Raw genomic sequence first — 14829 nt, forward strand, 5'->3', positions numbered from 1 at the left:
GACCGACGATGGCCGGCAGACGTATCGCAGTCGTCCTGTTCAACCTGGGGGGCCCGGATGACGCCGCTTCGGTTCGACCCTTCCTGTTCAACCTGTTCAACGACCCGGCCATCATCGGCCTGCCCGGCTTCGCCCGGACGCCGCTGGCGAAGCTGATCTCCTCGCGCCGCGAGAAGAGCGCCCAGGCCAACTATGCGATGATGGACGCCGGCGGCGGTTCGCCCCTGAAGGCCGAGACGCGTAAACAGATGGCCGCGCTGGACACCCGGCTGGCGGCTATGCTGCCCGGCGACGAGGTGAAGAGTTTCATCGCCATGCGCTACTGGCATCCGTTGACCGAGGAAACCGCCGTCGATGTGGCCGCCTTCGGCCCCGACGAAGTGGTGTTGCTGCCCCTCTATCCGCAGTTCTCGACAACCACGACCCAGTCGTCGCTGAAGGCCTGGAAAGCCGCCTATGCAGGGTCGGGCCGTTCCCGCGCCGTCTGCTGCTATCCCCGCGCCGCCGGCTGGATCGAGGCCCAGGCCGCAGGCATTCGCGCCAAGTTGGCGGAGGCCGCCCGCGACCACCCCGGCCGGCCGATGCGTGTCCTGTTCTCCGCCCACGGCATACCGGAGAAACTGGTCGCCCAAGGCGATCCCTATCAGGAGCAGATCGAGGGCACCGTCGCCGCTGTGGCCGAGGACGCCGGCCTGACCGACTGGAGCCTCTGCTACCAGAGCCGGGTCGGGCCGATGAAATGGCTGGGTCCCGCGACCCCGGACGCGATCAGACAGGCCGCCGCGGATGGCGTCGGGGTCGTTGTCACTCCCATCGCCTTCGTCTCCGAGCATATCGAGACCCTGGTCGAGCTCGACATCGAGTACGGCGAGCTGGCCCACGAGGCCGGCCTGCACCCTTATCTGCGTGCGCCCGCCGTCGGTGTGGCAGAGACCTTCATCGACGCCCTGACCCAGGCCGTGACCGACAGTTTGGGTCGGACCGGCACGGCCCCGTTTGGTCCCGGGTGTCAGGCGCGGTGGAAGGCCTGTCCCTTCCAGGCTGAAAGGGCCGCTGCATGAACGCCTACGATCTCGCGCGCGGGCTGCATATTCTGGCGGTGATCGCCTGGATGGCCGGGCTGCTGTTCCTGCCCCGGCTCTATGCCTACGACGCCGAACAGGCAGGCAAGGCCGAGCCTCTACGGACCGAGATGCGGACGCTGTTGCGGGCCTGGCAGGCTCGGCTGCTGAAGATCATCCTCAATCCGGCGGCGGCGCTGGCCCTGCTCTTCGGCGCCTGGCTGATCCACCTCGACATTCAGATGCGCGGCGCCGCCTTCCTCGCCGAGCCCTGGATGGTGGTGAAGCTGATCGGCGTCGTCCTCTTGTTCGGTTGGCATGGCTTCCTGTCCGCAGAGCGCAAACGCATCGTCGCCGGGACCTCGACCCGCACCAGCCGGTTCTGGCGCATGACCAACGAAATCCCCTTCCTGCTGGCCATCATCATGGTGCTGTCGGTGACGACGGAGTGGCGGTTCGGCTGACCATCTCCTCTCCGCGCCGCAGGCGTGGGGAGGTGGCAGCGAGCTCCTTCGCGAGCTGACGGAGGGGTTCTTGCCGCCGCCCGGACCCCCTCCGTCTCTCCGCTTCGCTGCGAGCTACCTCCCCATCGCGAAGCCGCGATAGGGCGGAGACTTTCTGCGTGCCGCTTGACCCCGACGCCCGGAATGTGGTTCCGCTGGCGGTGAGGCGTCGTTCGCGGCGCTGCCCTTCTCTTCGCGCCGACCGATCGCAGAGCCTTAGGCCGCCTTCGGACCCGACGCTCCCCCTCCGGCCGCGAGGCCAGACTTCTCCAATCGTCCCCGCCTGACGTCTATCGACGCCGGGCCGTGACGGCGTGAATCCAGAGTTCCGACATGACCGACGTCCGCGACACCGACAATACCGCTCCCGAAGCCGAGGCGCTCGAGGGCCAGACGCCTGAAACCGCGGAGGACACCTCTCAGGCGGACACGTCCCAGGAAGATGGGGCCAATGACGCCGACGTGGCCGCCGACATCGGCGACGATGCCGAGGGTGCCGAGGAAGACGGCGAACCCGTCGTCCCGTCCGGCCGGATCACCCTTCAGGAACTGAACGACAAGACCCCGGTCGAGCTGGTCGCCTTCGCCGAACAGCTGGAGATCGAGAACGCGTCGAACCTGCGCAAGCAGGACCTGTTGTTCGCCATCCTCAAGACCCTGGCCGACGAAGAGGTCGAGATCATCGCCTCCGGCACGCTGGAGATGCTGCCCGACGGGTTCGGCTTCCTGCGCTCGCCGGACGCCAATTACCTTCCGGGTCCGGACGATATCTATGTGTCGCCGTCCCAGATCCGCCGTTTCGGTCTGCGCTCGGGCGACACGGTGCACGGCGCCGTGCGCGGCCCGCGCGAGGGCGAGCGTTACTTCGCCCTGCTCAAGGTCGACACGATCAATTTCGAGGACCCCGAGACGGTCCGCACCAAGGTCAATTTCGACAACCTGACCCCGCTCTATCCGAACGAGCGGCTGACCATGGAAATCCAGGATCCGACCCTGCGGGATCGCTCCGGCCGGGTCATCGACATCGTGGCCCCGCTGGGCAAGGGCCAGCGCTGCCTGATCGTGGCTCCGCCGCGCGTCGGCAAGACGGTGATGCTGCAGAACATCGCCAAGTCGATCGAGGCCAACCACCCCGAGGTCTCGCTGATCGTCCTGCTGATCGACGAACGCCCCGAGGAAGTCACCGACATGCAGCGCACCGTGAAGGGCGAGGTCGTGGCCTCCACCTTCGACGAGCCGGCCACCCGCCACGTGGCCGTCGCCGAGATGGTGATCGAGAAGGCAAAGCGCCTGGTCGAGCACAAGAAGGACGTGGTCATCCTGCTCGACTCGGTCACCCGTCTGGGCCGCGCCTACAACGCCACCGTCCCGTCGTCGGGCAAGGTCCTGACCGGCGGCGTCGACGCCAACGCCCTGCAGCGGCCGAAACGCTTCTTCGGGGCCGCGCGGAACGTGGAAGAAGGCGGTTCGCTGACCATCATCGCCACCGCCCTGATCGACACGGGTTCGCGCATGGACGAAGTGATCTTCGAAGAGTTCAAAGGCACGGGTAACTCGGAAATCGTGCTGGACCGCAAGGTCGCCGACAAGCGCATCTTCCCGGCCATCGACGTGCTGAAGTCCGGCACCCGCAAGGAAGAGCTGATCACGCCGAAGGACCAGCTGACCAAGACCTACGTTCTGCGTCGCATCCTGAACCCGATGGGTCCGCAGGATGCGATCGAGTTCCTGCTCGACAAGCTGCGCCAGTCGAAGAGCAACGCGGACTTCTTCCAGTCGATGAACACATAAGGTTGGGCTCTATCGCTTCGGACGCGGTTCGAAGCGGCTTGAGGGCCGACCGTTTTGGGTCGATGTTTCACGTGAAACACGGAGCGACATGCGATGAAGGTCAATGTGGAAGTCGAGTGCACACCGGCCGAGGCGCGCGCCTTTCTGGGTCTGCCGGACGTCGAGCCGCTCAACGATCACCTCGTGTCCGAGATGAAAAAGCGGATGGACGCCAATATGTCGGCCATGCAGCCCGAAGAGCTGATGAAGACCTGGACCAGCTTCGGCCTCCAGGCTCAGGACCAGTTCCGTCAGTTGATGCAGGCTGCGGTGACGACGCCGAAGTGACGGCCTCGTCTCCTCTCCATGCGGAGCATGGGGAGGTGGCTCGGAGCGGAGCGAAGAGACGGAGGGGTTCTTGCTGCCGTCCAGAACCCCTCCCTCTGCTCGCGAAGAGCTCGCCGCCACCTCCCCAAAAAATGGGGAGGAGACAGACACAATGACCGACACCGTCTTCGCCCTCGCCACTCCTCCGGGCCGTGGGGCCATCGCCATCCTCCGCCTGTCCGGTCCCGCCACCGATCAGGCCCTCGCGAGCCTTGGGGCGCCTGACCTCAAGCCGCGCCTCGCGTGCCTCCGCACCCTCCGCCACGACGGGAAGAGTCTCGACCAGGCCCTGGTCCTCCGCTTCCCCGGCCCGAACTCATACACGGGCGAGGATTGCGCCGAGCTTCACCTGCACGGCGGTAGAGCCGTCATCGACGCCGTTTCGTCGGCTCTTGTCGCGCTGGGCCTGCGTCCCGCGGACCCCGGCGAGTTTACGCGCCGGGCCTTCGAGAACGGCTGCATGGACCTGGCCCAGGCCGAGGCGGTCGCCGACCTGATCGACGCCGAGACCTCCGCTCAGGCGGCCCAGGCCCTGGGCCAGCTCGACGGCGCGCTGAGCCAGACATACGCCGGCTTCCGTCGCGACCTGCTGACGGCCCTCGCCCTCGTCGAGGCCGAGATCGACTTCCCGGACGAAGACGTGCCCGACCATCTGGCTTCCTCCGCCGGGCCGGTGCTCGACCGCCTGACCGCCGACCTCGCCGCCGCGCTCGCTGACGCCGATCGTGGCCGTCGGGTGCGCGAGGGCTATCGCATCGTCCTGATCGGCGAGACCAATGCGGGCAAGTCGGCCCTGTTCAATGCTCTGGTCGAGCGGGAGGCCGCGATCGTGACCGCCATCGCCGGCACGACACGGGACGTGCTGGACGCCGACCTGGTCATCGGCGGCTATGCCGTGACCCTGTCCGATACGGCGGGCCTGCGTGAAAGCGACGACGTGGTCGAGGCCGAGGGCGTCCGCCGGGCCCGCGCCCGGGCCGGAACCGCCGACCTCCGTCTCTGGGTGCGCGCACCGGGCGACCCCGAGGGCGACGCCGCCGCCTTTGCCCGACCCGACGATTTCATCGTCTGGACCAAGGCTGATCTGTCGCCGTCGTCTGAGGACGGCATCGCCGTCAGCGCCCTCACCGGCGAGGGTCTGCGCGATCTGCACGATGCGCTGGCCGTACGCCTGGCTCGCGATCTTTCCGGCGCCGACTTCCCGGCGGTCACTCGCGAGCGGCATCGGCGGCGTCTGTCGGAAGCGGCCTCTGCTGTTCAGGCGGCGAGGAGCCATCTGATCTCCGCGCCCGAACTCGCCGGCGACGATCTGCGCCGCGCCGCCGAAGCACTAGGCCGGGTCACCGGCGCGATCGGAGTCGAGGACATCCTCGATGAAGTCTTCTCGACCTTCTGTATCGGAAAGTGACCGCCCGCTGTTTCACGTGAAACAGCCCATTGGTGGCGTTTCGACCCCTTTTCCCCTATGTCCCGCGCCATGACCTCCCCTTCGACCTTCGACGTCATCGTGATCGGCGGCGGCCATGCCGGCTGCGAGGCCGCGGCCGCCTCGGCGCGCGTCGGCGCCCGAACCCTGCTGCTGACCCAGAAGCTCGAGACCATCGGCGAAATGAGCTGCAATCCGGCCATCGGCGGTCTGGGCAAGGGCCATCTGGTGCGGGAGATCGATGCGCTCGACGGGCTGATGGGAAGGCTGGGCGATAAGGCCGGCATCCAGTTCCGCCTGCTGAACCGCTCCAAGGGCGCGGCCGTGCGCGGTCCGAGAAGCCAGATCGACCGTCGTCTGTACCGCGAGGCCATGCAGGCCGAGCTGGCGGATTATCCGCACCTGACGCTGATGGCGGGGACTGCGGAGGCCCTGATCCTCGACGACGACCGCGTGGTCGGTGTCACGACGGGCGAGGGCGTCGATTTGCGTGCCGGCGCCGTGGTCCTGACGACCGGCACATTCCTTAATGGCGTCATCCATCGCGGCGGCGAGCGCATCCCGGCCGGACGTCACGGTGAGGCGCCGTCGACGGGCCTCGCTGCGGACCTCTACGGCTCGGGCCTGAAGATGGGCCGGCTCAAGACCGGCACGCCTGCGCGCCTCGACGGTCGCACCATCGCCTGGGACAGACTGGAGATGCAGGAGGCCGACGCCGAGCCTGTGCCCTTCAGCTTCCTGACCGGCAAGATCGACGTGCCCCAGATCGCGTGCGGCATCACCCACACGACCGAGCAAACACACGCCATCATCGCCGCCAACCTCGGCGAGAGTGCCGTCTATGGCGGCAAGGCGACCGGCGTCGGCCCCCGCTACTGCCCGTCGATCGAGGACAAGGTCGTCCGCTTCGCCGACAAGACTTCGCACCAGGTCTTCCTCGAGCCCGAAGGTCTGGATGATCCGACCGTCTATCCGAACGGCATTTCCACCTCCGTTTCGCCGGAGACCCAGATGGCCTTCCTCCGCACCATGCCGGGGCTGGAAGCGGTCGAGGTGTTCCGCTTCGGCTACGCGATCGAGTACGATTACGTCGATCCGCGCGAACTGACCCCGGCGCTGGAGGTCAAGCGTCGGCCGGGCCTGTATCTGGCCGGTCAGATCAACGGTACGACCGGGTATGAGGAGGCGGGCGCTCAAGGATTGATCGCGGGCCTGAACGCCGCCCGCGCGGCCGCCGGGTCGCCGCAAATCGTGCTGGGGCGGGACCAGGCCTATATCGGCGTCATGATCGACGATCTGGTCACGCGCGGTGTGACCGAGCCCTACCGGATGTTCACCAGCCGTGCCGAGTACCGGTTGACTCTGCGGGCCGACAACGCGGATCAACGGTTGACCCCGCTTGGCGTAGAGGCCGGAATTGTCTCGTCGGAGCGTCGTCGCGCCTTCGAGATCAAATCGGCGGCCCTGCTCGAGGCGACGACTTTTGCGCGCGAGACGAAGTTTACGCCGAAGGAGGCTCAGGGCCTCGGCATCACGGTGAACCCCGACGGCCAGCGCCGCTCGATGCGGGATCTTCTCGCCTATCCGGGTGTGGACCTGTCGGCCTTCGCTGCGGCCTTCCCGGCGATCAGCGACTGGAGTCCGGCCGTGCGCGAGCAGGTCGAGATCGATGCGGGCTATGCGGGGTATCTGGACCGTCAGACCGCCGACGCGGAGGCCCTGCGTCGGGAAGAGGCCCTGACCCTTCCGGCCAACCTCGACTATGCGGCCATCGGCGGTTTGTCGCACGAGGTCCGCGAGAAGCTGTCTCTGGTCCAGCCCCGCACCCTTGGTCAGGCGGGTCGCATCGAGGGGGTGACCCCCGGCGCCCTGACGGCGCTCCTGTCGCACGTGAAAAAGACGGCGATCGCAGCCTGATGACCGCGGACGAATTTCAGAAGGCGACCGGCGCCTGGCCGGAGCGAATGGCCGACCTCGAGCGGTTTCGGACGATGCTGACCGAGGCGAACGAAGTCATGAACCTGGTCGGACCCGACAGTATTCCGGATTTCTGGAACCGTCACGCCTGGGATTCGGCGCAGTTGCTGGATCTCGCCGGGTTCGCCAGGACATGGGCGGACCTTGGCGCGGGCGCAGGTTTCCCCGGTGTGGTCCTGGCCATCCTCGTCAAGGGACGACCGGACGCCCATGTCTGGCTGATCGATTCCCTGCAGAAGCGTTGTCGATTCCTGCAGACGATCGTGGATGAACTGGCCCTTCCGGCCACCGTCGTCTGGGGTCGGGCGGAGGAGCAGGCGCTCAAGGTTGATGTCGTCACGGCCCGCGCCGTGGCGCCGATGGAGAAGCTGCTGGGTTATGCACAGCCCTACCTGTCTCGCGGTGCACAAGGTCTGTTTCTCAAGGGAGAGAAGGCCGAGATCGAGTTGCAGGAGGCGTCGAAGTCCTGGCATGTCGAAGCTGAGCTTTCGGTCTCGCGCAGCGATCCGAGGGGCCGCATCGTTACAGTCCGGAGCCTGCGCAGCCGTGGAAATCAGCAACGTGGTTAGTATGACCAAGCCATCCCCGAAGAAGGCTCCACGCGTCCTCGCCGTCTCCAACCAGAAGGGCGGGGTGGGCAAGACGACGACCGCGATCAACCTCGGGACGGCCCTCGCCGCCATCGGCGAGAAGGTGCTGATCGTCGACATGGACCCGCAAGGCAATGCCAGCACGGGCTTGGGTGTTCCACGTGAAACACGCCGGATCACCATCTATGACGTGATCGTCGACGGTCGGTCCGTGCACGACGCAGCGGTGCCTACGGCCGTACCCGGGTTGCACATCATTCCGGCCGATGCCGATATGTCGGGCGTCGAGATTGAGTTGAGCCAGGCCGACCGGCGCTCCTATCGCCTGCGGGACGCCCTCGCAGGCCAGGCGACGGACGGTCATACCGGGTACGACTATGTGCTGATCGACTGCCCGCCGTCGCTGAACCTGCTGACGCTCAACGCCATGGCCGCGGCCGACGGTGTTCTGGTCCCACTCCAGTGCGAGTTCTTCGCCCTGGAAGGGCTGACGCAGTTGATGAAGACCATCGAGATGGTCCGTCAATCATTGAATCCGACCCTCGAGATTCAGGGTCTGGTCCTGACCATGTACGACCGCCGCAACGCTCTGTCGGGACAGGTCGCGGCGGACGTCCGGGCCCACTTCGGCGACAAGGTCTATGAGGCCGTGATCCCCCGGAACGTGCGGGTGTCCGAGGCGCCGTCCTTCGGGAAGCCGGTCCTGATCTACGATCTGAAATGCACCGGCAGCCAGGCCTACCTGAAGCTCGCCAAGGAGGTGGTCGGTCGCGAACGCCGCCGCCTCGCCGCCTGATAACGATACGGAATCAAGAGTTTGTCTGAACGTCAAAGAGGTCTGGGCCGCGGCCTGTCCGCCCTGATGGGCGAGCCTGTCAACGAGCCCGTGTCGGTCGCGCCGGGCGCCGTCCTGCCCACGGGCGTGATGTCGGCTCCGATCGAGAGCCTGAAGCCGAACCCGGATCAGCCGCGCAAGCAGTTCACCAGGGCCGACCACGACGAGCTGACCCTGTCGATCCGCGACAAGGGGGTTCTGCAGCCCATTCTGGTGCGTCAGCAACCCGGCGAGGACGGCGTCTGGCAGATCATCGCCGGCGAACGTCGCTGGCGCGCGGCCCAGGCCGCCCGGCTGACCGAAGTGCCGATCATCGTCCGGGAGATGGACGACCTCGAGGTGCTCGAGGTCGCCATCATCGAGAACGTCCAGCGCGCCGACCTCAATCCGCTGGAGGAGGCCGCCGCCTATGGCGTGCTCATGGAGCGCTTCGGGCGGACCCAGGACGCGGTGGCAGGCATCGTCGGCAAGTCGCGGAGCCACGTCGCCAATACCCTTCGCCTGACGCAACTGACGCCGGGCGCCCGGACTCACGTGCTGGAGGGACGTCTGTCGGCCGGTCACGCCCGCGCCCTGCTGACGGCCCGGGATCCCGACGCCCTGGCCGATCAGGTCGTGGACCAGGGCCTGAACGTCCGTCAGGCTGAGGCCCTGGCCCGCAAGTCACAGGACGAGCAGAAGCCGAAGGCGGGCAAGGTTGTGGGAGCGCAGGCGTCCGCCTCGCCCGACATCGCGGCCCTGGAACAGGATCTCGCCGATGCCCTCGGCATGAAGATCGTGCTGGCGGATCGTGGAGGGAAGGGCGAACTGACCCTGTCCTACGCCAGTCTGGAACAGCTGGACGACCTCTGTCGCCGGTTGATGCGTCAGTAAGACCGGCGTGTGCTAGGGTGGCGTCATGACCGACACGCCCGAGACCCCCGCAGAAGCCCTGAAACGCGTCCTCGCGGCCAAGAAGGCTTCCAGCCAGCCCGGCGGGCCGGCCTTCAAGCCCGGCAAACACCCGGAGCAGACGGTCAGCGCGAGAAATACGGCGCTGGCCAAACCCGCATTCAGGAAGGCGTCGAAGCGGGGCTGATGGCTGTCAATGCAGGCTGAAGCGCAGAGCGGTTAGTTCGAGGCGATTTCGACGACGCAAAGACTGCGGCATCCGGCGATTTCAACGACAATGGCTACGGCCATCTGTCCGAAAACGGCAATTCGCGCTGCGCCGATCGACGCTAAAGGCCCAACCGGCGAGCCCTGGCGGCGATTTCCAGCAGGAGACGTTCGGCAATCAGGTGTTCGGGCAGGCCTGTCGTCTTGGTGGCGACGTCGGCGGTGTTGACGCTGTCCTGAACGACGTCGAGTTCCTCCAGCCGCCATGCCCGGGCCTGACGCAGCATCTCGTTTTCCTGCTTCCAGAAGACGCCCGCGGCCTTGGCGGCCTCCTTGGCGCCGGCGCCCGAAGCTTGAAGCACATTGATGCGGCGCAGCTTGCCGAGATGGATCGAGGCGGAGCGGACGGCCATGACGGCGCTCTCGCCCTCGGCCAGGGCGCGTCGCAGGCCGCCCTGGGCCGGGGCCGGACGACCGCCGAAGGCCTGGAGCGCGGCGTCGGACAGGGAGGCGTCCGCCTCGACGCCGAGGTGGGCCTCCAGCTCCTCGACATCGATGGTGCGGCCGGAGCCGGGGCCGACATAGAGGGCCAGTCGCTCGATCTCCTGACGCATCAGGCCGCGCTCGCGGGGCAGGCGGGCGACGAAGGCGGCCAGGGCGTCAGTGGTCAGGCCCACCTTGTCGACGGCCAGGGCCTCGCGGGTCATGCGGGCGATGTCGCCGGCCTCATCCTCGTAGACGGCGATGCCGACCGAGCCCTTGCCGGCCTCGGCGGCCTTTCGCAGGGCGGAGTCGCGGCCGAGCGCGCCGGCCTCGACCACCAGCATGCAGTCGGGGTTGAACAGGCCCTCGGCGTGGCTCTTCAAGGCGCCCGCCAGCATCTTGTCGACGGAACTCTTGTCGCCGCCCAGACGGACACGGACCAGCCGCCGTCCGCCGATCATGCTGAGGGCCGTCAAGGCTTCCTCGAGCCTCGCCTCGTCGCCGTCGATGTCCGTGTCGGTCAGCAGGGTGACGTTGAACGGGTCGTTCAGGTCGGGGGTGATGGCCTTGCACAGTATCTCGGCGCGCTCGGCGACGCCGGAGCGGTCCTTGCCGTGGATGACGGCGGCGCGGATCCCGGCGTCGGGCTTCGCCAGGAAGCGGTCCACCTCGGGCCGCTTCGCAAGGATCATGGCGCCGAGAGCGCCCGCATCAGGTCGACGCGGATCAGCCGGGCGAGCTCGGCGGCGGCGCGGTCCTCGCCGTCCTGCTGGGCCGCGATCGCGGCATAGGGCTGGTCTGCGGCGGCATAGGTGGTGGTGACGGCCTCGGTTCCCGTCAGGGCTGCGCCGCTGGCGACGGGCGTCAGGGTCCAGGCCGCGCGCACCGTCAGCTCATAGCGGGTGGCGGTGTCGTCGATCCGGCGACCGAGCGGGCGACGGTTCTGCTGCACCACGGTCTCGAGCCGGTAGAAGGGCGCGGCGTTGCGATTCCAGCCGAGCGCGTCCTCCAGCTGTTCGCGCAGGCGGTAGCCGAGGCGGTCGTCCTGGGTTGTCACCGAGATCCGGCTCAGCGACGGCGACCCGGCGCTGTCGCCGTACAGAGGCGTGAACCCGCACCCCGCGAGCAGCAGGGAGACGGCGGCCAGGGCTGACAGGCTGCGGGCCGACACCTAGCCGGCCACCAGGTTGACGATGCGGTCGGGCACGACGATCACCTTGCGGATCGATTGCGAGTTGGCTTCCAGATAGGCCTGAACGGCCGGGTTGGCGAGCGCCTCGGCCTCGACGGCCTTGGGATCGGCGCCGCGCGGCATCGTGATCTCGCCGCGGCGCTTGCCGTTGATCTGGATGGGCAGGACGACCTCGTCGTCGGCCGCCAGGGCCGGGTCGAAGACGGGCCATGGGGCGTCCAGAACCATCCCGGTCTCGCCCAGACGGGTCCAGCCTTCTTCCGCCACGTGCGGGGTGAAGGGCGCGACCAGCCGGGCCAGGGCCGACAGGGCTTCGCGCCGCGCCTTGCCGGATGCGCCCTCGTGGTCGCGGATCGTAGCCACGAAGGCGTAGAGCTTGGCGATGGCGGAGTTGAAGCGGAAGCCTTCGACCCCCTCGGACACGGCCTTGATGGTCTTGTGGGTTTCCTTGAGCAGAAGCGCATCGGCCGCCGCATCGCCCGTTGCATCGGCGTCATGGCCGTCGAACAGGGTCCAGACGCGCTGGACGAAGCGGCTCGCGCCCTCGACGCCGCCGGGTGTCCACTGGACGTCGCGCTCGGGCGGGCTGTCGGACAGGACGAACAGGCGACCGGCGTCGACGCCGTGGCTGTCAAGGATTTCCTGGGGCGCGACGACGTTCTTCTTCGATTTCGACATCTTCTCGATGTCGCCGATGATCAGGGTCTCGCCGGTCGAGCGCTGGCGGGCGCTGCGTTTGCCCGCATCGTTGGTCAGGTCGACGTCGGTCGGCTCGACCCAGGCGCCGTCGGCCCGGCGGTAGGTCTCGTGGACCACCATTCCTTGCGTGAACAGGCCGGCGAAGGGCTCCTTCACCGACAGCATGCCGGCGTCCGACAAGGCCCGGGTGATGAAGCGGGCGTAGAGCAGGTGGAGGACCGCGTGTTCGACCCCGCCGATATACTGATCGACGGCCAGCCAGCGGTTCGCCGCCTCGGCATTGATCGGCTCGGCGGCCGTCGGGTCGGTGAAGCGGGCGAAATACCAGCTGGAGTCCACGAAGGTGTCCAGGGTGTCGGTTTCGCGCACGGCATCCGTGGCGCAGGACGGGCATTTGACGTGCTTCCAGGTCGGATGCCGGTCCAGCGGATTGCCGGGCACGTCGAAGGTCACGTCGTCGGGCAGGACCACCGGCAGCTGATCGGCCGGAACCTCGACCACGCCACAGGACGGGCAGTGGACGATGGGAATCGGGCAACCCCAGTAGCGCTGGCGACTCACGCCCCAGTCGCGCAGGCGATAGATGGTCGCGCCCTTGCCCTGACCGGCCTCTTCGACCCTGGCGATGGCGGCGGCCTTGGCGGCCTCGACGTCCATGCCGTTCAGGAAGCCGGAGTTGAAGATCCGCCCCGGACCGACATAGGCCTCGGTTCCGATCTCGACGTCTTCGGCGTCGTCGGGCTTGACCACCGGGGTGACCGGCAGGTCGTATTTGCGGGCGAAGTCCAGGTCGCGCTGGTCGTGGGCCGGGCAGCCGAAGATGGCGCCGGAGCCATAGGTCGACAGAACGAAGTTGGCGGCCCAGACGGGCAGGCTCCTGTCGGGATCGAAGGGGTGTCGGACGGTTACGCCCAGATCGACGCCCAACTTCTCCGCCTTCTCGATATCGGCTTCCGAGGTGCCGGTCTGGGCGCAGGCCGTCACGAAGGCGGCGACGTCCGGCCGATGTTCTGCGATCGCCCTGGTCAGGGGATGGTCAGGGGCCAAGGCGATGAAGCTGGCCCCGAACAGGGTGTCGGGCCGGGTCGTGTAGACCTCGATCGGGTCGCGGGCGTGATTGGGTTCGCCCTCCGGCGAGGGGGGCAGGAAGGCCGGCGCCTCGACGATGTCCCACCACACGGTCGCGCCCCGGGACTTACCGATCCAGTTCTCCTGCATCAGCCGGACCTTTTCAGGCCAGCGATCCAAGGTTTTCAGCCCGTCGATCAGGTCGTCGGCATAGTCGGTGATCCGCAGGAACCACTGGTTCAGCTTGCGCTTCTCGACCAGGGCGCCCGAGCGCCAGCCGCGCCCGTCGATGACCTGTTCGTTGGCCAGGACGGTGTTGTCGACCGGGTCCCAGTTGACCGTTCCGTCCTTGCGATAGACCAGACCGCGCCGATACAGCTCCAGGAACCAGGCCTGCTGCTTGCCGTAGTATTCCGGATCGCAGGTGGCGAACTCGCGCGACCAGTCGAGCGACAGACCCAGCAGCTTCAGCTGGGCGCGCATCGAGGCGATGTTGTCGTAGGTCCAGCCCTTGGGATGGATACCGCGCTCCATCGCCGCGTTCTCGGCGGGCATGCCGAAGGCGTCCCAGCCCATCGGGTGCAGGACGTCGAACCCCTGGGCGCGCTTGTGACGCGCGACCACGTCGCCCATCACGTAGTTGCGGGCGTGACCCATGTGAATGTTCCCCGAAGGATAGGGAAACATTTCAAGGACATAATATTTCGGACGGCCCGTATCCTTCGTGACGAAGGCGTCAGCATCGGCCCAGCGCGCCTGCTGGCGCGGCTCGGCGGTCTTGGGGTCGTAACGGGTCGGAGAGGCGGACACGGGATTCTCGATCAATCATCGTCCCCGGCGAAGGCGGGGGCGTTTTCGGGTGTGAGGTTCATCACCAAGGACACGAAGTGTCCACCAAGAACACCAAGGGAGCGGTGAGGCTTCCACACAGAGAACCTCCTGGTGTCCTTCGTGGCTTGCCTCGCCTTGGTGACCTTGGTGACGAACCCGGGCCAGCCGGGCCGTCACCGATCTCGAAAAAGGCCTTCGGCCGGCTGACTAGCCGGCGTTCGAAAGGTTGAGCTGACGCGCCTTGGTCAGGATCGCGTTTTCCAGATCGGCCTCGGTCTGGGCGGCCACGGGCGAGGCGGTCCATTCGCCGCCGGCGCCACGGACTTCCTTGGTCACCGTGACGTTCAGGGCGTCGGCGCGCAGGCGGGTGTCGAGGATGAAGACGGTCGCCTTGAACCGTTCGTTCGGCGTCTGCGGATTGACGTACCAGTCATAGTTCACCACGCCGCCCCACGGATCGGCGGTCAGAAGCGGCATGAAGCTGAGCGTGTCGAGGGTGGCGCGCCACAGATAGGCGTTTACGCCGATACCCGTCTGGGCCGTCGTGCGCGGCTTCGAGCCGCCCGTGAAGGGCAGGCCGCCACAGGCGGAGAGGAGCAGACCGCCCGTGACCAACATCGTGGTCGCCAGGACCGTCTTGCCGCGAACAAAACCCATCGAACGTCGTCTCCCTCGGGTGTGACCCGCCGTCTCCCGGTGCGGGGGCGGGCGCGCAAGCGCGACGGTCCCCGACCGTTCGCCAAGCGCGGCTCTATAACACGCCCAAAAGGGGCGATGACAAGGCAATCCACAGCCAGGCCGATCCGTATGCGGCGGTTCCTTGCGGCGCCGGGGCCGCGCGACCATTTCTCCAACGCGGCGAACACCTTCGGGCCGCCTTCCCGTGACGCTTGCGCCACAGGCGGGTGG

14 protein-coding genes are annotated in these 14829 nt (G+C 67.4%); 10 read left to right on the forward strand and 4 right to left on the reverse strand.

The features are described from left to right. Window positions 1–8: 8 nt before the first annotated feature. From hemH to ACQY68_RS01510, 10 genes are all read left to right on the forward strand, one after another. Entirely contained in the window at window positions 9–1061 is a 1053-nt protein-coding gene (hemH, locus tag ACQY68_RS01465; protein ID WP_428151247.1) for a ferrochelatase, read from the forward strand. After that, complete coding sequence (locus tag ACQY68_RS01470; protein ID WP_428151248.1) at window positions 1058–1525, forward strand: CopD family protein; 468 nt, start codon at window positions 1058–1060, stop codon at window positions 1523–1525. Before hemH ends, ACQY68_RS01470 begins: the two co-directional genes overlap by 4 nt. A gap of 372 nt (window positions 1526–1897) precedes the next feature. After that, entirely contained in the window at window positions 1898–3355 is a 1458-nt protein-coding gene (gene rho, locus ACQY68_RS01475) for a transcription termination factor Rho (protein ID WP_428151249.1), read from the forward strand. Between the two features lie 93 nt (window positions 3356–3448). Beyond that, window positions 3449–3682 carry a DUF6489 family protein gene (locus ACQY68_RS01480; protein WP_428151250.1) on the forward strand — a complete coding sequence of 78 codons (234 nt, stop codon included), beginning with the start codon at window positions 3449–3451 and terminating at the stop codon, window positions 3680–3682. 151 nt (window positions 3683–3833) lie between these two features. Further along, the gene (gene mnmE / locus ACQY68_RS01485; protein ID WP_428151251.1) at window positions 3834–5129 is read left to right on the forward strand and encodes a tRNA uridine-5-carboxymethylaminomethyl(34) synthesis GTPase MnmE; all 1296 of its coding nucleotides are present in this window, start codon (window positions 3834–3836) and stop codon (window positions 5127–5129) included. A gap of 69 nt (window positions 5130–5198) precedes the next feature. Next, on the forward strand, window positions 5199–7064 hold the full coding sequence (gene mnmG / locus ACQY68_RS01490) for a tRNA uridine-5-carboxymethylaminomethyl(34) synthesis enzyme MnmG (RefSeq protein WP_428151252.1): 1866 nt from the start codon (window positions 5199–5201) through the stop codon (window positions 7062–7064). After that, a complete protein-coding gene (gene rsmG / locus ACQY68_RS01495; protein WP_428151253.1) occupies window positions 7064–7693 on the forward strand; it encodes a 16S rRNA (guanine(527)-N(7))-methyltransferase RsmG in 630 nt (209 codons plus the stop codon). The genes mnmG and rsmG overlap by 1 nt, the downstream gene beginning before the upstream one ends. 1 nt (window position 7694) lies before the next feature. Further along, window positions 7695–8510, forward strand: coding sequence for a ParA family protein (locus ACQY68_RS01500; RefSeq protein ID WP_428151254.1), 816 nt, complete (start codon window positions 7695–7697; stop codon window positions 8508–8510). A 21-nt stretch (window positions 8511–8531) separates the two neighbouring features. Beyond that, window positions 8532–9422, forward strand: a complete 891-nt coding sequence (locus ACQY68_RS01505; RefSeq protein WP_428151255.1) for a ParB/RepB/Spo0J family partition protein — start codon at window positions 8532–8534, stop codon at window positions 9420–9422. 25 nt (window positions 9423–9447) lie between these two features. Further along, window positions 9448–9627, forward strand: a complete 180-nt coding sequence (locus ACQY68_RS01510; RefSeq protein ID WP_298160315.1) for a hypothetical protein — start codon at window positions 9448–9450, stop codon at window positions 9625–9627. A gap of 142 nt (window positions 9628–9769) precedes the next feature. Here ACQY68_RS01510 and holA read toward each other — a convergent pair whose 3' ends face one another. From holA to ACQY68_RS01530, 4 genes are all read right to left on the reverse strand, one after another. Beyond that, a complete protein-coding gene (gene holA / locus ACQY68_RS01515; RefSeq protein WP_428151256.1) occupies window positions 9770–10822 on the reverse strand; it encodes a DNA polymerase III subunit delta in 1053 nt (350 codons plus the stop codon). Next, window positions 10819–11301 (reverse strand): LPS assembly lipoprotein LptE, encoded by a 483-nt coding sequence (lptE, locus tag ACQY68_RS01520; protein ID WP_428151257.1) that lies wholly within the window; start codon window positions 11299–11301, stop codon window positions 10819–10821. Before lptE ends, holA begins: the two co-directional genes overlap by 4 nt. After that, window positions 11302–13899 (reverse strand): leucine--tRNA ligase, encoded by a 2598-nt coding sequence (leuS, locus tag ACQY68_RS01525; protein WP_428152709.1) that lies wholly within the window; start codon window positions 13897–13899, stop codon window positions 11302–11304. Window positions 13900–14127: 228 nt separating this feature from the next. Continuing rightward, on the reverse strand, window positions 14128–14577 hold the full coding sequence (locus ACQY68_RS01530) for a DUF3576 domain-containing protein (RefSeq protein ID WP_428151258.1): 450 nt from the start codon (window positions 14575–14577) through the stop codon (window positions 14128–14130). Window positions 14578–14829 lie beyond the last annotated feature (252 nt).

The sequence above is a fragment of the Brevundimonas sp. genome (assembly GCF_965278935.1).
Classification (GTDB): domain Bacteria; phylum Pseudomonadota; class Alphaproteobacteria; order Caulobacterales; family Caulobacteraceae; genus Brevundimonas.